This is a genomic window from Myxococcus faecalis, assembly GCF_050039385.1.
GTDB classification, from domain to species: domain Bacteria; phylum Myxococcota; class Myxococcia; order Myxococcales; family Myxococcaceae; genus Myxococcus; species Myxococcus fulvus.
The window spans coordinates 1811887-1832284 of record NZ_CP144336.1; the positions used below are offsets into that span (position 1 = coordinate 1811887).

Consider the following 20398-nt stretch of genomic DNA (forward strand, 5'->3'; position numbering starts at 1 on the left):
CCGCGGTTCTCGCATCGTTTCGCAGGAGAGTTCCACAATGGCCGAGGCCACCCCGACGACCCAGAAGAAGCTCACCCACTGGCCGCGCACCGCGAAGGGCGGCGGCAAGAAGGCGTGCACCATCGAGGGCTGCAAGCGCCCCTACCGCGCCAAGAACTACTGCTTCTTCCACTTCAAGCAGTGGCGCCAGGGCGAGCTGCCCCACTCGCGCTACCGCACCTGCTCCAAGCCGGAGTGCCGCATCAAGACGTTCAAGGCCGGCCTGTGCGAGAAGCACCACGGCGAGGCGTTCAAGAAGGACGCGGCGTAAGTCGTCCGCATCCGGCGCCGGGGGCGCGTGTCTCCCTCTCATGCAGGGAGCAGTCCCCCGCGCCACCGCGGCCTCGTCGTGCTGGAAGGACGTGAGCTCCGCTCCGCCTCGCACCGGGCCCGCCGCACCGAATCCCACACAGCATCCCGAAGAGGCTTCCGCCGGACACCTCGGACCTCAGGGCTCGCGTCCGCGCGCGCCGAAAGCCCGGTGTCGTGAGGTCCACGTGCGCCGCGTCACCGGGGTGCGCCCGGTGGTGTCCGTCCTCGCACACCCGCTGCTCAAGGTGCGCGCAGCGACGACGCCTGACGACGGGCGTCGAGCGCCCACATCGCGTCATGGAGAACGGTGGAGTGGCTCCGCGGTGCGGGCGGGGCGGCAGTGACCCGTCCTCCGGAAACGAGGCGGGAAGATTCCCTGGCGGGCACGTTGGGAGCACGACACCGGAGAGATGCTCCCTTGGACGCATGCCGCCGAGTTTCGCTGGTTGATCCTGAAGCAGATCGGTATATTCCCGCCCGTATGCGTCGCTGGCTCCCTGGGTTGCTCCTCTCGCTCGTCTCGGTCCTCACCGCTTGTGGCGGTGCGGGGACACCCGCACGCGCGACGATGAGCGTCCGTCAGGCCCTGACGCATCCGCCCGAGTTCATGGAGTTCGAGTCCCCCGCCACGCGCCTGGAGATGTTCCGCGAGGTGGCGAGGCAGTCGGACCTGGAGGCCGGGCAGGCGGCGCAGGCGCTGGTGCTCTTCCCCATCAGCCAGGACGGCGAGCTGCTCGCGGCTCCGGGCTTCGACGCGCGCATGGACCTGTTCCAGGCGCCGGACGCGGGCAAGGGGCTGCAGCTGGTGCTGGAGGCCCGGGCGGGCGAGCGTTGGCCGGAAGACCGCCGCGAGAGCCTGCAGGGGCTGTCCGAGCGGGAGGCGGCGGAGCTGGTGGCTCGCACGCTGCTCGCGCACTGGGGCATCCAGCCCGAGAGTGCGGTGCAGGTGGACCGCGCGTCCGGAGCGCCCTACGCGGTCGCCTACGTGGACGGCATCCTGCGCATCAACCCGGCCTTCCTCTACCTGGCGGCGGCCTACGGTCCTGCTTCCATGCCGGCCGCGCTCCAGTAGAGTCCCGCGCCCGAAGCAGCCCCCTCTCCCTGCTGGACTTCACCTTCCCGAGGGGCGGGCCGCGAGGCGCCTTTGAATACCTCCGCACTTCACGCTCAGCTTCCCCTCACGCTCCGGCAGGTGGACCTGCCGGCGCTCGGCCAGCTCTACCGCGGCAAGGTCCGTGACACGTACCGGCAGGGCGACAGCCTGGTCCTGGTGACGACGGACCGGCTCTCCGCCTTCGACCACGTGCTCACCACCATCCCCTTCAAGGGCGAGGTGCTCAACCGGCTCGCGGCCTTCTGGTTCGAGCGAACGAAGCACATCTGCCCCAACCACGTGCTGGACGTGCCGGACGCCAACGTCACCGTGGCGCGCGCCTGCACGCCCTTCACGGTGGAGGTGGTGATTCGCGGCTACCTCACCGGCAGCCTGTGGCGCGACTACGAGAAGGGCACGCACACCGCCTACGGCCTGCCCTTCCCCAAGGGCCTGCGCAAGGACGAGGCCTTCCCCACGCCCATCATCACCCCGTCCACCAAGGCCGAGTACGGCCAGCACGACGAGCCCATCTCCGAGCAGGAGATTCTCGCGCGCGGGCTCGCCAGCCCTCGTGACTGGGCGCGAATCACCGAGGCGGCGCGGGGCCTGTTCCAGGAGGGCCAGAAGTGGGCGCGCACGCGCGGCCTCATCCTCGTGGATACCAAGTACGAGTTCGGCAAGGTGGGCGACGACATCTTCGTCATCGACGAGATGCACACCCCGGACTCCAGCCGCTACTGGGTGGCGGACGAGTACGAGGCCCGCTTCGCCAGGGGCGAGGACCAGCGCATGCTGGACAAGGAGAACATCCGCCAGTGGCTCATCCGCGAGCGCGGCTTCTCCGGCCAGGGCACGCCCCCGGCCATCCCCGATGACGTCCGCGTGGAGCTGGCCACCAAGTACGTGGCCGCCTTCGAGCAGATCACCGGCACGTCGCTGACGCTCGAGCCGGGCAACGTACACGAGCGCATCGAGCGGAACCTGCGCCAGAAGGGCTACCTCAAGTAGCCCCTCCAGCGCGCGGCCGGGAGCGACCTACTCGCTCCGGCCGAAGACGCGGCGGAAGATGTCGTCCATGTGCCGCGTGTGGTAGCCCGGGGAGAAGCAGTCGTTGATCTCCTCGGGCGTCATCATCTTGAGCAGGTCCGCGTCCGCGAGCAGCGCCTGCCGGAAGTCCACGCCCTGCTCGTAGAGCTTCATCGCGTTGCGCTGGACGATGACGTAGGCGGCCTGTCGGTCCATGCCCTTGCGCGCCAGCTCCAGGAGCAGCCGCTGCGAGTTCACCACGCCGCCGAGCAGCTCCAGGTTCTTCTTCATCTGCTCGGGGTAGACGCGCAGGTCCTCCATCAGCCGCGCGAAGCGCACGAGCATGAAGTCCGCGAGGATGGTGGCGTCCGGGCCGATGACGCGCTCCACGGACGAGTGCGAGATGTCTCGCTCGTGCCACAGCGCCACGTCCTCCATGGCGCTCACCGCGTAGCCGCGGAGCAGGCGCGCCAGTCCCGTGAGGTTCTCCGAGAGGATGGGGTTTCGCTTGTGGGGCATCGCGCTGGAGCCCTTCTGCCCGGCGGTGAAGGGCTCCTCCGCCTCGCGCACCTCGGTGCGCTGCAGGTGGCGGATCTCCACCGCGAACTTCTCGATGCTCGCGCCGAGCAGCGCCAGCGCCGTGAAGAACTCCGCGTGCCGGTCACGCTGCACCACCTGGCTGGAGGCGGGGGCGTGCTTCAGGCCCAGCTTCGCGCAGACGCGCTCCTCCACGGCCGGAGGCAGGTGCGCGAAGGTGCCCACCGCGCCGGAGATCTTCCCCACGGCGATGCTCTCACGCGCGTGGAGCAGGCGCGTGCGCGCGCGGCCCAGCTCGTCGTACCAGATGGCCAGCTTGTGGCCGAACGTCACCGGCTCCGCGTGGATGCCGTGGCTGCGGCCCATCTGCAGCGTGTGCTTGTGCTCGAAGGCGCGCTTCTCCACCGCCGCCCTCACCCGCTCCAGGTCCTGGAGGATGAGGTCCACCGCGTCGCGCAGCGTCAGCGCCAGCGCCGTGTCCAGCACGTCCGAGGACGTCATGCCCAGGTGCAGCCAGCGCGCACTGGGCCCCACCCGCTCCTCCATGAAGGTGAGGAAGGCGATGACGTCGTGCTTGGTCGTGCGCTCGATGTCCTCGATGCGCGCGGCGTCCTCGGGGGTGAAGTCCCCGGCGCGCGCGACGCAGTCCTCCAGCGCCTCGCGAGGGGCCAGCCCCGCCTCCACCATCCCCTCCAGCGCGGCGAGCTCCACGTCCCGCCAGCGGCGGTAGCGGGCCACGTCGGACCAGAGGTTGGACATCTCCTGTCGGCTGTATCGCGGAATCACTCGTAGACCTTCACGGCAAAGTCCTTCCGCGCCGCGAACCGGAGCAGCTCCAGTACGGACTCGGAGGACGGACCCAACTTCCTGGCGGTGCTGAGGTTGACGGACAGGTCCAACCCCTCGGGCTGCGCCACCGCCAGCGCTCCCGGGTCGACCTTCTCGTGGATGATGCGGTTGGCCAGCCGGCCCGCCTGCAGGCCGATGGTCAGCGGGCTGGGGGACAGGGCCAGCGTGGCGCCCTCCTTCACCTGGCTGGGGGTGAGCGCGACGAGCGGCAGCCGCTTCGCGTGCGTGAAGGCGATGAGCTCCTGCACCACGGCCGCGTTGCCCACCGTCTTGTCGGCCACCATCAGCATCGCGTCGACCCGGCCCGCGGCGCCCTCGAGCGCCTTGGCCACCTTGCCCGGCGAGTCCACCTCCAGCGCGAGGATGGACAGGCCCCGCGCGGCGGCCGCGGCCTGCGCCAGCGCCACCGTGCTCGCGGAGAAGCGCGGGTCGTGCACCATGCCCACGCGCTTGGCCTTGGGCGCCACCGCGAGCAGCCCCTCCAGCTCCGGCCCCAGGTCACTGGTGAGCGAGATGCCGGTGACGTTGGGGCCCTCCAGGCCGTACTTCTCGTAGTACGGCACCATGGCGAAGAGGACGGGCACGTCCTCGCCCAGCGAGCGGCGGGCGGCGTTGGCGGCCAGCGGGCCCAGCGCCAGGATGAGCGCCGGCTTCTGCGCCGCCAGCTTCTTGAAGATGCGCGCGGCCGCGCCCGGACTCTCGTCGAGCGTCATCTCCTGGACCTCGGCGCGCGCCTCCGCGGAGAAGCCCGCGAGCAGCGAGGTGTAGGGCGCTAGGTTGGCGGACTTCACCGCCACCACCTGCGGACGGCCGCCCTTCTGGGCCCAGGCCAGCGCGGGCGCCAGACAGAGCAGGAGCGCGAGGGCCAGGCGGCTCATGGCTGCGTGCTCGTGCAGCAGCGGAAGCCCACCGTGGCGGAGGCCTTCTCGGGAGGGCCGAAGGCGCGCGCGCTGCAGCGCGACTCCTCGTAGTGCTGGTTGAAGGCGCCGCCCCGCTGGACGACCCCCTTCTGCCCGATTCGGGCCGAGGTCCACTCGGCCGCGTTGCCGGAGAGGTCCACCACCCCATAGCCCGACACGCAGCCGGGGTGTGCCCCAGAGGGAGCGAGCGCCGTCTCCGACTCGACCCGATTGACCTTGGCGTTGCACGTGCCCTGAACGTAATCGTTGCCGTGCGGGAAGCGCGCGTGGCCCGGTCCCTTGCATGCCTTCTCCCACTCGTCCTCGCTGCACAGGCGCTTGCCCCCGGCCTCGCACAGCGACTTGGCCTTCTCCCAGGTGACGCTCACCGTGGGGAGCGCGCCCGACTGGTTCGGGTGCTCGAACTCGTCGATGCAGAAGGAGGGCAGCTGGACGCTCTCCTGGTCGGGCTCGTCCACCTTCGCCAGGTTGTCCAGCTTGGACTTGCCTCGCCGGAAGGCGCCACCACTCACCAGCCGCATCTCCGGCGGACACTTGTCCGCGAGCGCGACGACGGGTGGCGCGTCCACGTCAGTGCCCGGGTTCCCCGTCGCGAGCGCCGACGGGACCGGCGCCTGGGCCTTCGCGGCCTGACGCGCCTCCCAGTAGCGCAGGAACAGGAAGCCACCGCCACCGCCCAGCGCGAGCCCGCCGACAATCAGCACCGCCATCCACACGAACATGGAGCGACGCCGCGCGGACGAGGACTTCTGGGGCCGGGTGGCGCGCTGGGTGGGCGCGATACGCGGCCCCGTGCGAGCGCCCGACATCGACGGGGAGCCATCGAGGGAGCGCGGCGCGGTGCGGGCGCCGGACATCGCGGGCGTGGTCTCCAACGTGCGGGCCGTCCGGATGCTCGGCACCGGCACCGCCGGCGCCGCGTCCAGCGTGCGCGCCAGCGGTCTGCCCGCGGGCGCGGAGCGGGGCCCCGAGTCGGAAGGCCCGGGCTCATTCCCCTCCCCCGACGACTGCGCCTTCTGCGACGAGCGGGGCTGGGCCGAGGCGACCTGCCCCGAGCCCCGTGGCGCCGGACGCGCGGAGGGCTCCGAGCGCCCCGGCTGCGAGGGCTCCGCGGCCGGGGAGCGCGCGAAGATGATGGACTCCGGCGAGCCTCGTGCACCCGCCGGAGCGGAGGGCTCCGCGGCGGACGAGCGCGCGAAGATGACCGGCTCCGACGCGCCTTGCGCCCCCGCGACGGGGGCCGGCTCCGCGGCCGGGGAGCGCGCGAAGATGATGGACTCCGGCGAGCCCCGGGCGCCCGCGGGAGGCTCGGCGCGCGCGGACTCCGTGGCGGCCTTCGCCGCGGACGCGGTGATGAACGGCAGCGCCTGCTCGGTGAGGTGTTGATGGGACGCGGTGGGGTTGGCGCCGATGATGGCGGCGAGCGTCGCGGCGTCGAGCGGCTGGGTGGCGTCCGGCGGAGGCGGCTCCTCCTCGTGCGACGTGGCCCGGGGCGGGATGCTCACGCTGCCCGTGGCCGCCGGCATCATGCCCGTGGGCACCGGCGGCGGAGGCCGGGCCGACATGCGGATGGCCGCGGCCTGCGCCGAGCCCGAGGGCGGAGGCACGCCACGCACGCGCGCGACGACGGCGGCCGGGGAGCGCGAGAGGATGCTGGCGAACTCGGCGTGCAGCTCGCCGGCCGACTTCGGCCGCGCCAGCGGATTGATGTTGAGCGCGCGGCGGTAGAGCGCCTCGAAGGAGGTGGGCAGGTCCGGGTGCAGCGACGTCAGCCCCGGCACCACGCCCTCGGTGGGGACCAGGCCGGTGAGCATCTCGCCCATGATGACGCCCAGCGAGTACACGTCCATGCGCGTGTCCAGCTCACCGCCCGCGACGTACTCCGGAGCGATGTAGACCTCCGCGCGGTGGCTCTTCTGCGCCTGGACGAAGGGCAGCTGCGGCACGGCGAGCCCCAGGCCGTAGTCCGTCACCTTCAGCAGGTCCGGCAGGACGATGACGTTCTCGGGCTTGAGGTCGGAGTGCGGGCCGAAGCGGTGGGCCGCGTCGAGCGCCGCCGCCATCTGCGCGAGCAGCGGCTCCACGTCCTTGAGCGAGAAGAGCTGCCCGCGCGAGGCGCGCTGCTCCATCATCCGCCGCAGCGTCATGCCCTCCAGGAGCTGCATGGTGAAGAAGGGCCGCTCGCCGTCGAGCCCCTCCTCGTAGACGCGCAGCAGGTTCGGGTGGTTGAGCTTCTTGCCCACCCGCATGGAGAACGAGAACTGGGTGCGCTCCTCGGGCTGTTGGACCAGGCGCGGGTGCACCGTCTTCAGGGCGACCTCGACGTCGATCTCCTGGTCCTGCGCGCGGAAGACGAAGCCCATGGGGCCGGAGCCCACCACCTCCTGGATGGCGTAGCGGCCGGCGAGGACGTCCCCCGGCTTGTAGGGGGCGCCTTCCAATCCACGCTTGCGAGCGACGCCGGCCGCCTGGCGAGCGGTCGCGTCGTACTTCATCCCGCAGGTGGGACAGGTGTCGGTCGTCTCGGGGACGTGGCTGCCGCAGCGGTAGCAGAGCAAAGCAGTCGGACTCCAGGGGCCGGTCGAGGGGGACCGCAGGCGGGGACGCGGTCCAGGCCTCTTATTCTGCACGCTCCCCTGTCATCAAGGAACGATGCCGGGGCCTTCCGACGAACGGCCTAGCGGCCGGTGGAGCCGAAACCATTCCCCCCCCGCGCCGTCGCGTCGAGGACCTCGACTTCCGACAGGCCGACGGAGGTCACCGGCGCCACCACCAGCTGGGCCACCCGGTCGCCCCGACGCAGGGTGAAGGGCTCGCTGGAGAGGTTGACCAGCAGGACCTGCACCTCCCCCCGGTAGTCCGCGTCCACCGTCCCGGGCGCGTTGAGCAGCGTCACCCCGTGGCGCAGCGCCAGCCCGGAGCGGGGCCGCACCTGCCCCTCGTAGCCCGGGGGCAACCCCAGCGCGAGCCCCGTGGGCACCGCCATCCGCTCCAGGGGCCGGAGCACCCGCTCCCCGTCGATGTCGGCGCGCAGGTCCAGCCCGGCGGCGAGCTCCGTCTCGTAGCGGGGAAGCGGCAAGGGCTCCGGATGCGCCCGCACACGGCGCACCTGCACAATCAAGGGCGAGGCCATGGCGTGGATGTACCACACGCCTGCCCCGTCTCCAGTTCCCGCGCCGACGTCACGGGTTGTCTCCGGAAGGGACGACAGGCTCGGGCAGGCTTCCAGGTCCGGAAGCCCGGCCCGGACGCGCTCAGGGCGCGGTGTCCTGGGACATGGCGCGCATCGTGGCGCGGAACTTGAGCGGGTCCATGGGCCGGGAGGCCAGCTCGAGCTGATAGTGCAGATGAGGTCCGGTGGAGCGCCCGGTGTTGCCGGAGCGGGCGATGAGCTGCCCCCGCGTCACCTTCTCGCCCACCCGCACCAGCAGCTCCGAGTTGTGGCAGTACGCGGTCGTCACCCCGCGCCCGTGGTCCAGGACGAGCACGCGGCCGTTCACCGCGTCCTCGCTCGCGCGCCGCACCACGGCTTCGGCCACCGCGGAGACCTCCGTGCCGACGGGCACGCCCAGGTCCACGCCCGTGTGCAGCTTCCGGGTGCCCAGCACCGGGTGGTGGCGCTCGCCGAAGGGGCTCGTCACGCGGGCGCTCTCGTACACGGGCCAGCCCAGGCCGAACGTCGTGGACAAGGCGAGCGCCTGCGCCGCGCCCACGGACGCCCCCTCGAAGCCCGGCGGCAGCTGACGGTTCAGCGCCTCCAGCGTCGGAGCGCGCCCCTCCGCCGCCACCCGCTCCACGGCGTAGCGTGCGGGGACCCGGCCGACGAAGAGGGCAGCCAGCCGCGCCTCCTCCTGGGGGAAGTCCCCCGCCAGCGCCGCGTGCAGCCTGCGCGCGGCGCGAGGGCCCTCCACCGGGTCCAGCAGCGTCGCCATCGGGATGCCCAGCTCCTGGGCCAGCGCCAAGGAGGGCTCGCGCGCCCGCGCATCCAGGCCCTTGAGCGCCAGGTGCGTGCCCCACGCCAGGGCCTCGGCGTCCGTCAGCGGACGCACGATGGAGACTTCGGGCGCGAGCACGGGCGCCGCCAGCGAGGTGCCCGTCACGCCGTCGTAGTACGCGAGCAGCGGGCGCGCGGTGCTCTTCGTGGAGAAGGCCCACGCGGAGGCCTTGCGCACCAGCGCGCCCGCGGGCGTGTGGTGGTACGCCGTCCACACGCACAGCACCGCCATCAAGAAGTCCAGCAGTCCTCGGGCCTGGCGCGGAAACATGACTGGCCCCTAGCGAAGGAAGGACAGCAGTGGAGAGGCGTCCAGCACCGCGGCCACCGCCAGCGGCGCCACCACCGCGCACCCGAGCAGGCCGCGGGTGAAGGCCTTGCGTCCGGACACGCCCGCGCAGGCCTCGTCCGCGTGCTGGAGGTTTCGCAGCACCGCGCGCCAGCCCAGCGTGGCCAGCACGCCCACGAGCACCACGAGCGCCAGTCCGCGCGCGCCCCCGTCCGCCACGCGGTCTCCCATCAGCTCGCGCCAGGAGAGGTACACCGTGCCCTGGAGGAGCCGCGCCACCGTGCACGCGCCCGCCACCACCACCGCCGCCGTGGACAGGGGCCGGAGCCACCGCATGGGCGTGGGCTGACGCAGACACCGCCGCCACAACGCGCGCCACGAGGGCTGGGCCTGCTTCCCCTCCAGCGCCACGCGCCACGCCTCCGCGGGCCTGGCGGCCGCCGCCTCGCGGTAGCCCAGCGCGGGCAGCGCCAGCACCAGGTCCGCGGCCAGCTCCCACAGGAGGGCCAGGGCCCGCGCGATCTCCGTGCGCAGCTCCAGCGACACCCACTCCACCATGGGCGCCGTCAAATCGTAGCGGCCCACCACCCCGTCGAAGGCCGCGTCCGCGCGGTCCACCAGCGACAAGAGCCGGTCATCCAGCGTGTCGGCCGCCGCGTGCACGCCCACCGCGACGAGCGCGAGCAGCCCCAGCGGCATGAACGCCCACCGGAAGGCCCCCAACAGGCGCGAGACGTCGGTGACGAATCCAGTGGAGCTGGGCGGTGGAGCAGGCGGCAACAGGGCCTCCGGGAAGCGGGGCTCGCACCTCCAACGCACGCGCCCCCCGTCCAGGTCTAAGCCAGTCTCCCTGGAATCGAAAACACCCCCTCCCGCGCGAGTGGCGGAAGGGGGTGCGAGGCTGCCCGGAGGCCCTACGAGCGGGCCCGGGTGCCCAGGGGCATCACGCCTTGGCGTTGGGCTGCGTGGCCTCGGGAGACGGCTGGGCGGCGACCGCGTCGGCCGCGCCCTGCTGGGCCGCCGCGCGCTCCGCCATCGCCTCCTTGCGCGACAGGCGGATCTTACCCGTCTTGTCGATGCTGACGACCTTCACCAGCACCTCGTCGCCCTCCTTCAGCACGTCGGAGACGCTCTTGACGCGCTTGTCGGACAGCTCGGAGATGTGGATGAGGCCGTCGGTGCCCGGGAACAGCTCCACGAAGGCGCCGAACTCGGCGATCTTCCGCACCGTGCCCGTGTAGATCTTCCCGATCTCCGCCTCGCGGGTCAGCGCCTGGATCATCGCGATGGCGGCCTTCACGGCCTCGCCGTTCGCGCTGGCGATGTCCACCCGGCCGGAGTCCTCGATGTTAATCGCCGCGCCGGTGCGCGCGATGATGTCCTTGATGACCTTGCCGCCCGGCCCGATGACGTTCTTGATGAACTCGGGACGAATCTGGATGGTCGTGATGCGAGGAGCGTACTGGCTGATCTCCTTGCGCGGCTGCGCCAGCGTCTTGAGCATCTCATCCAGGATGTGGAGGCGGCCCTGACGCGCCTGCTCCAGCGCGCGGCTCATGATCTCCGTGGTGAGACCGGTGATCTTGATGTCCATCTGGATGGAGGTGATGCCCTTGGTGGTGCCGCACACCTTGAAGTCCATGTCGCCCAGGTGGTCCTCGTCACCGAGGATGTCGGACAGGATGGCGATCTTCTCGCCCTCCTTCACCAGGCCCATGGCGATGCCGGCCACCGGCGACTTGATGGGGACGCCCGCGTCCATCAGCGCCAGCGTGCCACCGCACACGGAGGCCATGGAGGAGGAGCCGTTGGACTCGAGGATGTCGGAGACGAGGCGCACCGTGTACGGGAACGACTCGCTCTTGGGCACCATGTTGCGCAGCGCGCGCTCCGCCAGCGCGCCGTGGCCGATTTCACGACGGCCCGGGCCGCGCAGCGGCTTGGTCTCGTTCACGCTGAACGGGGGGAAGTTGTAGTGCAGCATGAAGCGCTTGAAGGACATGCCTCCGAGCATCTCCAGGCGCTGCTCGTCCTCGCTGGTGCCCAGCGTCGCGACCACGAGCGCCTGCGTCTCGCCACGGGTGAACACCGCGCTGCCGTGGGTGCGCGGGAGCACGCCCACCTCGCACGTGATGGAGCGGACCACGTCGTGGCCACGGTCGCCGATGCGGCCACCGTTGACCGTCATCTCGCGCATGTGCTCGTACTTGAGGTCTTCCACCACCTGCTTGGCGTGCTTCTCCACCAGCGGCGTGTAGGCCTCCGCGAGCTGCTCCTTGAGCTTGGCGAGCGTCTCCTTCTTCGTCTTGGAGAGCGCCTCGTAGCGCGCGCCCTTCTCCTTGATGGCGTAGCCGGCCTTGATGCCGTCCATCGACAGCTCGCGCACCTTGCCGCGCAGGGCCTCGTCCACGGAGGCCGGCTTGTCGAACGAGCGCACCTGCTTGTTCAGCGCGCGGCGCAGCTCGTCCTGCAGGTCCAACGCGGGCTGGGCGGACTGGAAGCCGAACTCCAGCGCGGCGACCATGTCGGGCTCGGACACCTCCTCCGCGCCACCCTCCACCATGACGATGGCCTTGCGGCTGACCGCCATGACCAGGTCCAGGTCGCTCTGCTCACGCTGCTTCGCGGTGGGGTTGGCCACCAGCTGACCGCCCACGCGGCCCACGCGGATGCCCGCGAGGGGGCCGTCGAACGGGATGTCCGACACCCACAGCGCCGCGGAGGCGCCGGTGATGCCGTGCACGTCGCCCTCGTTCTCCGGGTCCGCGGAGATGACGCTGGCGATGATCTGCGTCTCGTACGCGTAGCCTTCCGGGAACAGCGGACGCATGGAGCGGTCCACCAGGCGGCTGGCCAGCGTCTCCTTCTCCGTCAGCCGGCCCTCGCGCTTGAAGTAGCTGCCGGGGATGCGACCCGCCGAGTACAGCTTCTCCTGGTACTCCACCGTCAGCGGCAGGAAGTCGATGTCCTTCTTCTCCCGCGCGCTCACCGCCGTCACGAGCAGCATGGTGTCGCCATAGCGGACCACCACGGAGCCATCGGCCTGCTTGGCCAGACGGCCCGTCTCGATGCTCAGCTCGCTCTCGCCAATCTTGACGCTCTTCTTCAACATGTCCTTGCCTCGGTATTGCTTCGGGCGAGGACCCCACCGCACGCACCCGGTCCAGGACAAATGGACCCGGCACCCCGGGAGGGCCCTCGGGGTGTATGAGCGGTCGCCAAGGCCCGAAAAGGCACATGACAGGCAACCGCCAGCCTGTACTGCGGAAGGGCGCTTGCGGAGCGCCGGAGGGATGTCCCGGAACTTTTGATCCCTGATCGCACCGGCCGACCTCACACCCCAGGTCAGCCGGTCCGAACGGAAACCAAAACCTCCGACGGCACCACTCCCTCGCCCGCCACCACCCACCGCGACTCGAACTGCTTCGTCCTTCTCAAACGCGCGGGGCGCTGGTTGAACCAGCGCCCCGTTTGCTGCCGAGATGCCTACTTGCGGATGCCGAGGCCCTCGATGAGCTTCTTGTACCGGGTGACGTCCTTCGACTTCAGGTAGTCCAGAAGCCGACGACGCTGACCGACCAGCTTCAGCAGACCGCGGCGGGAGTGGTGGTCCTTCTTGTGCGTCTTGAAGTGCTCGGTGAGCATGTTGATGCGCTCGGACAGCAGCGCCACCTGCACCTCGGGGGACCCGGTGTCAGACTCGTGGGTCCTGAACTTCGTCACCAGCTCCGACTTGCGCTCCTGATGCAGCGACATGTGATTCTCGTCCTTCTGTCCCGCTCCGGCGTGGATACCACTTGAGTCACCCAGGTCCGCGGAGGGGTACAGACCGGGTCTCATGCTCATGCTTCTAACGAGCGGGGGGCTTATAAGCTTCGCCCTACCCAGGGTCAACCTTGGACGCCTGCCCGTGCGCCCCCCAGGCCTGGGAGCGTGAGAAGACGCACAACCCGGGGCAAAGGGGCGCCTAGACGAGCACCCGCAGGTAGCGCAGCCGCCCGCCCACGCCCTCGGCCACGGCGAGCAGCGCGCCGTCCGGTCCCATCACCCGCACGCGGCCGGGCTTGAGCGAGGCGGGGACCTCCACCGGAACACCGTGGGAGACGCGGCGCGCCTCGTCCGCGTTCACCCGCACCTCGGGCATGTCCACCAGCGCGTCGGAGAGCGACACCAGCCGCGGGGCCAGCAGGCCCTCCTTCGCCAGGGACGCCACGTCCGTCAGGGGCAGCGCCCGCGCCAGCGTGAAAGGCCCGCTGGAGGTGCGACGCAGCGCTTCGAGGTGCGCCCCGCAGCCCAGCGCGCGGCCCAGGTCGAACGCCAGGGTGCGCACGAAGAAGCCCTTGGAGCAGCGCACGGACAGGTGGAGCCGGTCCGCGGAGAAGTCGCGCAGCACCAGCTCGTACACCGTCACCTGGCGGGCGGCGCGCTCCACCTCTTCACCCGCGCGGGCCAGCTCGTACAGGCGCTTGCCGGCCACCTTCACCGCCGAATACATGGGCGGCACCTGCTCGAAGGGCCCCCGGAAGCGCGCGAGCGCGGCCTCCAGCAGCGCGGGCGTCAGCGCGGGCACCGGCGCCCGGGCCGTCACCTGCCCTTCAGCGTCCTGGGTGTCCGTCTCCGCGCCCAGGCGCACCGTGGCGTCGTAGGCCTTGTCGCCCTCGGTGATGAAGCCCGCCACCTTGGTGGCCTCCCCCAGACACAGGGGCAGCACCCCGGTGGCCATGGGGTCCAGGGTCCCCGTGTGGCCCACCTTCTTCAGCTTGAGCAGCGAGCGCACCTGTCGCACCACGTCGAAGGACGTGGGGCCAGTGGGCTTGTCGATGACGAGGACGCCGTCCATGTCCGCTCAATATTGTGGGGCTGGCGCCAGAACTACCAGCCTTCCTTGCTCCGGACCTCGCGCAGCAGACGGTCGATCTTGTCGCCCTCGCCGACAGACTCGTCGAAGGAGAAGAAGACCTCGGGCGACACCCGCAGGTTGACGGCCTCGGTGACGGCGCGGCGCACGAAGCCCTTGGCCGCCTCCAGCCCCTTCTGCGTCTCGGAGCGCTCCTCGGCCGTGCCCATCATCGAATAGAAGACACGGGCCACGCGCAGGTCGGGGGAGACCTTCACGCCGGTAATCGTGATGAAGCCGATGCGGGGGTCCCGCAGCTCGCCACGGGCCAGCAAGGCCCCCAGCGCCGCCTGGATCTCCTGCCCCACTCGCTCGGGTCGGGAATGCGTCGTCATTTCTTCTCCCAGTCTCGCGGGTTGCGCAGGGCGCGGGCGCGAGCCCGTGCCTCGTCCAGCGTCATCCGTCCACCGCCCGACGGAGACGGGCGGCCCGTACCGGGGCCACCGTCGTTGTCGCCGTCATGACGGCGCTCCCAATCTCCCAACCCCTCGGCTTCCGCCAACGAAGCCCGCTCACCCCTGAGGAAGCGGGCAATCGCCGCCTCCGACTCGGCCGCCGCCTCCTCCGGAGACAGCGCCTCGTCCTCCTCGTCCAACACCTGCCGCGCGGACTTCGCCCCGAGCGAGGAAGCCTGCGAAGGGCCTCCCGCGAAGAGCTGGTCTCCGAAGGCGAGTATCTCCGTCTCCCGCGACATCAGCGGGGCGACGTACATCTCCTCGATGAAGTGGATGACCTTCTCGAGCTGCTCGTCCACGTGGCGGCGCTCGTTGCCCACCACCGAGAGAGCGAGCGTGGCCTTCTGCCAGAGGTCCTGGTCCTCCACCTCCGCCATGGCCACGTTGAAGCGGGCCTTCACCCGGTCCATCACCCGGCGGAGCACCTGCCGCTTCGACTTCAGCGAGCCGCTCTCCGGAATCTGGAGGGTCAGACGTGCGACACCCACGAACATGCCAATCCCCCGGCCTCGGAAGACCCCGCGAAGTCGCGAGGTCTCCCGGGCGAAACCATTCCGGGAAGGTGGGGCCTTCCCGGAGGCGAAGAGGACTCGGTCGAGCGACGACTAGGTGAGGCTCTGCCGGGTCTCCTCGATCTCGTAGGCCTCGATGATGTCGCCGGCCTTGAGGTCGTTGAAGCTCTCGATGCCGATACCGCACTCGAAGCCCTGCGCGACCTCCTTGACGTCGTCCTTGAAGCGACGCAGCGACGCCATCTTGCCGGAGAACAGCTGCTTGTTCTCGCGCATGAGGCGCACGAAGGCGCCGCGCTTCATCACACCATCCAGCACCGCCGCGCCGGCGATGGTGCCCAGGCGGGGGACGTTGAAGGTGTTGCGGACCTCCGCGCGGCCCAGCTTCTTCTCCGTGCGGATGGGCTCCAGCAGGCCCTCCATCTGCGTGCGCACCCCGTCGATGAGCTCGTAGATGATGGAGTAGCTCTGCAGGGTGACTTCCTGCGCCTTGGCCGCGGCCTCCGCGCCGGACTCCGGGTGCACGTTGAAGCCGAGCACCACGCCCTTGGAGGCGGCCGCGCGCATCACGTCGCCCTCGGTGATGGCGCCCACGCCCGTGTGGACGATCTCCACCTTGACCTTGTGCGTGGACAGCTTCTGGACGGCCTGCTTGACGGCCTCCGCCGAGCCCTGCACGTCCGCCTTGATGACGACGCGCAGCTCCTTGGGTCCACCGCCCGCCTTCGTCTTGGCGAACAGCTGCTCCAGGGACTCGCGGCTGACCTTGGACAGCTCGGTCTGCCGCTCCTTCATGTTGCGGTGCTCGGCGATCTGCTTGGCCGCCTTCTCGTCCGCCACCACGTTGATGGCGTCGCCCGCGCTGGGGACACCGGACAGGCCGATGACCTCCGCGCAGTAGCCCGGCTTGACTTCCTTCACCTGCTCGCCGCGGCTGTTGTTCATCGCGCGGACACGGCCGTAGTGCGAGCCGGTGACGACGGCGTCACCCAGCTTGAGCGTGCCCTCCTGCACCAGCACCGTGGCCACCGGGCCACGGCCGCGGTCCAGCTTGGCCTCGATGATGGCGCCGACCGACGGACGGTTCGGGTTGGACGTGAGCTCGAGGACCTCGGCCTGCAGCGCCAGGTTCTCCAGCAGCAGGTCCAGGTTCTGCTTCGTCTTGGCCGACACGGGCACCATGATGGTGTCGCCGCCCCACTCTTCCGGGGTGAGCTCGTGGTTGGCCAGGTCCTTCTTCACGCGGTCCGGGTTGGCGCCCGGCACGTCCATCTTGTTGATGGCGACGACGATGGGCACCTCGGCCGCCTTCGCGTGCTTGATGGCCTCCACCGTCTGCGGCATCACGCCGTCGTCGGCGGCCACCACCAGCACCACGATGTCCGTCACGTTGGCGCCGCGGGCGCGCATGGACGTGAAGGCCTCGTGACCCGGGGTATCCAGGAAGGTGACGTCACCGCGCGCGGTGGTGATGCTGTACGCGCCGATGTGCTGGGTGATGCCGCCCGCCTCGCCCGACGCCACGTTGGCGCTGCGGATGGCGTCCAGGAGGCTCGTCTTGCCGTGGTCGACGTGGCCCATGATGGTGACGACCGGCGGACGCGGACGCTCGTCCTCGGGACGGGCCTCCACCTCGGGCAGGTAGTCCTCCACCTCGAAGCCCACGCGCTCGACCTTCCACCCGTAGTCGGTGGCGAGGATTTCGGCGGTGTCGGCGTCCACCATCTGGTTCGCCGTGGCCATCTTCCCCTGGCCCATCAGCTTCTTGATGATCTCCGCGGTGCGCACACCCATGCGCTGGCCCAGGTCGGACACCGAGATGCCCTCCTGCAGCTTGATGACCTTCTTCTCCTCGGCCATCTGGGTGATCTGCGTCTTGGCGCCCTTCTTCGTGGGCTTGCGCTTCTTGCCACGGATGGGGATGGTGACGCGGCCCCAGACCATGTCCGTCAGTTCCTGCTTGGACACGCTGGTCGTATCGCCACTGGTGCGCTTGCGCTGGCCCCGCTCCTTGTTCTTGGAGACGTCCACCAGCTCGCGGCCACGGCCCAGGTGGTCCGGGACCACCTTGTACTCACGCCGCTCGGGGATGCCCGCGCGGCCCGGCGCCATGGGGTACTGCTTGGCCTGACCCGCGGTGGGCGTCACGCGCCGCACCTGGATGAGCGGGCGCGAGATGACGACGGCCTGCGTGGCCGTGGGCCGCGCCTGGCCACCCGTGGGGGTCACCTGCGCGTGGGGAACACCGCCCACCATGATGGTGGGACCCTGCGGCGCGGCGGTGCCGCCGGCCGAGGCCTGCGCCGTCGGAGACGTGCTGGGACGCACCGGACCCTGGCCGGGACGCGCGCCCTGGCCCTGATACGACGGATAGCTCGGACGACCCCCCGGGCCACCGGGACGCCCCCCCGGACCGCCGGGACCACCCGGACGCCCACCACCGGGACCGCCCGGGCCGCCGGGACGTCCACCCGGACCGCCCGGCCCCCCGGGACGTCCACCCGGACCACCGGGCCCACCCGGGCGATTGCCCGGAGGACCGCTCCGCTGCCCGTAGCCCGGCGCGGGGCCTCGGGACACGACGGTCGCGGACGAAGACGGGGAGGAAGGCGTCCGGACAGTCGGCGGAACCGGCGAGCGCGGAGGGGGTTGGGGCAAGTGGGTACTCTCCTGAGAAGGGGGACGAGGCTGCGCGGCGGCAGCGGGAGGGGCGACAGGCGCACGAGGCGCCTCGACCGGGGCCTTGGGAGCCTCGGCTGTGACAGGGGATGCGACGGGCGCGGGCGGCTCGGCCACCGTGGAGGCGGGCGGAGTCACGGGCGCGGCGGCGACGGGAGCCGCCTCCGCCACGGGGGCGGGGGCCGACTCGACGGCGGGCGCGGGCGGCTCGACGTGGCGAGGGGGCTCCTCGACGGTCGGCGGGGCCGCTTCGATGGTGTGGCTTGGGGCCTGGGGCGGAGCCTCGGGCGGCAGGGACTCGGGCACACCTTCGTACCCGGCGTCAGCCGACTGGGACTCCATGCCCGCGTCACCCGACGCGCCGGCGGGGGGGCCCACCTTGCGGCGCACCACGAACCCCTTCGCCGTCACGGGGGGCGCGGCCTGCTTCGGCTTGCGCTTGTCCAGGATCTTCTGGACGGCGGCGGTCGCCTGGTCGTCATCGAGGGAGGACGAATGGCTCTTGACGTCGTACCCGAGCGCGGACAGCTCGTTTACGACCTCCTTGTTGTCGAGCTCAATGCCGTGGCCCTTGAGCTCCTTGGCGATTTCGTGGACGCGCTTCTTCGACATATTGCCCTTGTTGGCCTGCCACACCCGGCGACTCCGGGGCGCAGCACCCTAGCTCAAACCCGAAAATGTGTGCGAGTGGTCCTTAACACCCACTCCCCCCCAACACCCCTCCGCCCTCATGGCGCAGGCTGCTCTGCCTACCCGAGCTGCGACGGGTCTAACAACCCCGCCTTCCCGCGAAAGGCCCTTGCAAATGCCTTCCGCTTCAGCGCTGCCGTCATGCAACCGACACCGCACAGGTAGGCGCCCCGTCCGGGCAGCCGCCGCTCCCTGTCCACCACGATGGCGCCCCCGGGGCCTACCACGAACCGGGTGAGCTCTGCTTGCGGTCGCTTGGACCCGCATCCGACGCACATCCGGACCGGGCCTGACTCCGCGCTTGCTGCTGGCTCCGAGCGGCCAGTCGGGCGCCCCACGTCCCCTCTCCTCTTCTAGCTTACGGCGACTTGGTGGCTTCCGCGCCACCGTCCAGGGTCGCCGCCGAAATACCGCGCTCGGCGTTCAGCTCCGCGCGCAGCTTGGCCTCCTCCACAAGGTAGTTCTCCGCCGCGCTCTTGAGCTGGCGGGCCTTCTTGATGCCCACACCCGGGACGTCGCCCAGCTTCGCGAGGTCCTTCTCGTTGGCGATGTCCTCCACCGTGCGGTAGCCGGACGACTGCAGCTGCTCGATGGTCTTCTCGCCAACGCCGCGCACGCGCGCCATCCGCTCGGACTGGTTCAGCTCGTCGGGGTGGCGGCGCGCCTCGGCGATGCGGGCCTGCTCCCTTTCATAATCCATGCGGGACAGCTCCGCCTGGTCTTCGACCATCCGCTTCCGGGCGGCCTCCTGCATGGAGGGGATGCGGGCGGGGTCCACGCCGGGGATCTGCGCCAGCACCTCGGCGTTGGCCTCGGCCACGTCGCGGGCCTGGCGGAAGCCGTGCGCGTAGAGCGTCTCCACCAGCATCTCGTTGACGCCCGGCAGCGCGCCCAGCGAGCGGTTGGCGAACTCGCGCATCTCCCGCACGCGGCTCTCGCTGTTGATGTCCAGCTTCCAGCCCGTCAGCTGGGCCGCCAGGCGCACGTTCTGGCCGCGCCGGCCGATGGCCAGGCTGAGCTGGTCGTCCGGGACGATGAGCTCCATGGCGTGATTGGCCTCGTCGATGATGACGCGGCTGACCTCCGCGGGGGCCAGGGCCGAGCACACGAAGCGCGCCGGGTCCTCGTCGTACGGGACGATGTCGATCTTCTCCCCGCGCAGCTCCTGCACCACCGCCTGCACGCGGCTGCCCTTCATGCCCACGCACGCGCCCACCGGGTCCACGTCCGAGTCCCGGCTGGAGACGGCGATCTTCGCGCGGCCACCCGGCTCGCGCGCGGCGGCCTCGATGACGACGATGCCCTCGGCGATCTCGGGCACCTCCATCTCGAACAGCTTGGTGAGCAGGTTCACCGACGCGCGGGACAGGACGATCTGCGGGCCCTTGGACTCGCGCAGCACGTCCAGCACGTAGGCCTGGACGCGGTCGCCCGGGCGGTACGTCTCACGCGGGACCTGCTCGCGCACCGGCAGGACGGCCTCGGCGCGGCCCAGGTCCACGATGATGTTGCCGCGCTCGAACCGGCGGGCGATGCCGGTGACGATCTCGTTCTTGCGGTCCTTGTACTCGTTGAAGACGTTCTCGCGCTCGGCGTCGCGGGTGCGCTGCAGGATGACCTGCTTGGCCGTCTGCGCCGCGATGCGGCCGAAGCCGCGGCGGAAGGTCTTCAGGCGCAGGATGTCGCCGTACTGGTCGTCCTGGGCCTTGGCCTCGTTGGCGTCCTCGTCCCGGTAGAAGATCTGGAAGACGAGCTCGTCGCCGGGCTCCACCTCCATGCCCTTCTTGTGGGACTCACCGAGGGTGATCTGGTTCACCGCCTGCACGGGGTCGGTGATCTCCTCCACCACGGTGATGGCCTGGAACAGCTCCACCACGCCCTTCTCGGGGTCGTACTTGGCCTCGAGGTTGCGGTCCTGGCCAAAGTGCTTCTTGGCCGCGGTCTTCATCGCATCCTCGAGGGTGGCAATCAGCACAGCCCGGTCGATGCCCTTGTCCTTGGCGACCTGGTCCAGGACGAGGTTGAGGTTGACGCTCGGGTTGGCTTGCTGCGTGGGCATGGTCTTCTCCTGAATGGGCCACGGGCCCCCCGCGCGGCAGGGTG

At 70.7% G+C, this 20398-nt stretch carries 17 protein-coding genes; 3 read left to right on the plus strand and 14 right to left on the minus strand.

Annotated features, from left to right (window positions below):
• Positions 1 to 37: 37 nt before the first annotated feature.
• The 3 genes from VZQ01_RS06860 to VZQ01_RS06870 all read left to right on the plus strand — a co-directional run bounded on the left by VZQ01_RS06860 (position 38) and on the right by VZQ01_RS06870 (position 2455).
• The gene (locus VZQ01_RS06860; protein ID WP_248544933.1) at positions 38 to 310 is read left to right on the plus strand and encodes a vegetative protein; all 273 of its coding nucleotides are present in this window, start codon (positions 38 to 40) and stop codon (positions 308 to 310) included.
• Between the two features lie 609 nt (positions 311 to 919).
• Positions 920 to 1423, plus strand: a complete 504-nt coding sequence (locus VZQ01_RS06865; RefSeq protein WP_426747281.1) for a hypothetical protein — start codon at positions 920 to 922, stop codon at positions 1421 to 1423.
• 72 nt (positions 1424 to 1495) lie between these two features.
• Positions 1496 to 2455: a phosphoribosylaminoimidazolesuccinocarboxamide synthase gene (locus VZQ01_RS06870; protein ID WP_426747283.1), complete on the plus strand. Its 960-nt coding sequence runs from the start codon at positions 1496 to 1498 to the stop codon at positions 2453 to 2455.
• A 27-nt stretch (positions 2456 to 2482) separates the two neighbouring features.
• On the opposite strand, the gene purB is transcribed toward VZQ01_RS06870, so the two are convergent.
• The 14 genes from purB to nusA all read right to left on the minus strand — a co-directional run bounded on the left by purB (position 2483) and on the right by nusA (position 20354).
• Positions 2483 to 3796 carry an adenylosuccinate lyase gene (gene purB / locus VZQ01_RS06875; RefSeq protein WP_223748802.1) on the minus strand — a complete coding sequence of 438 codons (1314 nt, stop codon included), beginning with the start codon at positions 3794 to 3796 and terminating at the stop codon, positions 2483 to 2485.
• Positions 3793 to 4737, minus strand: a complete 945-nt coding sequence (locus VZQ01_RS06880; protein WP_223748801.1) for an ABC transporter substrate-binding protein — start codon at positions 4735 to 4737, stop codon at positions 3793 to 3795. Before VZQ01_RS06880 ends, purB begins: the two co-directional genes overlap by 4 nt.
• Positions 4734 to 7337 (minus strand): protein kinase domain-containing protein, encoded by a 2604-nt coding sequence (locus VZQ01_RS06885; RefSeq protein WP_426747284.1) that lies wholly within the window; start codon positions 7335 to 7337, stop codon positions 4734 to 4736. Before VZQ01_RS06885 ends, VZQ01_RS06880 begins: the two co-directional genes overlap by 4 nt.
• A gap of 119 nt (positions 7338 to 7456) precedes the next feature.
• Positions 7457 to 7912: a dUTP diphosphatase gene (gene dut, locus VZQ01_RS06890; RefSeq protein ID WP_141329878.1), complete on the minus strand. Its 456-nt coding sequence runs from the start codon at positions 7910 to 7912 to the stop codon at positions 7457 to 7459.
• 121 nt (positions 7913 to 8033) lie between these two features.
• A complete protein-coding gene (locus VZQ01_RS06895; protein WP_426747285.1) occupies positions 8034 to 9044 on the minus strand; it encodes a M23 family metallopeptidase in 1011 nt (336 codons plus the stop codon).
• Positions 9045 to 9053: 9 nt separating this feature from the next.
• Complete coding sequence (locus tag VZQ01_RS06900; protein WP_248545017.1) at positions 9054 to 9842, minus strand: hypothetical protein; 789 nt, start codon at positions 9840 to 9842, stop codon at positions 9054 to 9056.
• A gap of 163 nt (positions 9843 to 10005) precedes the next feature.
• Positions 10006 to 12174, minus strand: a complete 2169-nt coding sequence (gene pnp, locus VZQ01_RS06905) for a polyribonucleotide nucleotidyltransferase (protein ID WP_248544938.1) — start codon at positions 12172 to 12174, stop codon at positions 10006 to 10008.
• Positions 12175 to 12548: 374 nt separating this feature from the next.
• On the minus strand, positions 12549 to 12818 hold the full coding sequence (gene rpsO / locus VZQ01_RS06910; RefSeq protein ID WP_044279503.1) for a 30S ribosomal protein S15: 270 nt from the start codon (positions 12816 to 12818) through the stop codon (positions 12549 to 12551).
• A 211-nt stretch (positions 12819 to 13029) separates the two neighbouring features.
• Positions 13030 to 13902, minus strand: coding sequence for a tRNA pseudouridine(55) synthase TruB (gene truB, locus VZQ01_RS06915; RefSeq protein ID WP_223748797.1), 873 nt, complete (start codon positions 13900 to 13902; stop codon positions 13030 to 13032).
• Between the two features lie 32 nt (positions 13903 to 13934).
• Positions 13935 to 14294 (minus strand): 30S ribosome-binding factor RbfA, encoded by a 360-nt coding sequence (gene rbfA, locus VZQ01_RS06920; protein WP_046712244.1) that lies wholly within the window; start codon positions 14292 to 14294, stop codon positions 13935 to 13937.
• Entirely contained in the window at positions 14291 to 14908 is a 618-nt protein-coding gene (locus VZQ01_RS06925; RefSeq protein WP_141329850.1) for a DUF503 domain-containing protein, read from the minus strand. Before VZQ01_RS06925 ends, rbfA begins: the two co-directional genes overlap by 4 nt.
• Positions 14909 to 15019: 111 nt before the next feature.
• The gene (gene infB, locus VZQ01_RS06930) at positions 15020 to 18217 is read right to left on the minus strand and encodes a translation initiation factor IF-2 (RefSeq protein ID WP_426748936.1); all 3198 of its coding nucleotides are present in this window, start codon (positions 18215 to 18217) and stop codon (positions 15020 to 15022) included.
• Positions 18218 to 18354: 137 nt separating this feature from the next.
• Complete coding sequence (locus tag VZQ01_RS06935; RefSeq protein ID WP_141330374.1) at positions 18355 to 18573, minus strand: YlxR family protein; 219 nt, start codon at positions 18571 to 18573, stop codon at positions 18355 to 18357.
• Between the two features lie 80 nt (positions 18574 to 18653).
• Positions 18654 to 20354, minus strand: a complete 1701-nt coding sequence (nusA, locus tag VZQ01_RS06940) for a transcription termination factor NusA (protein ID WP_141330376.1) — start codon at positions 20352 to 20354, stop codon at positions 18654 to 18656.
• Positions 20355 to 20398: the final 44 nt, after the last annotated feature.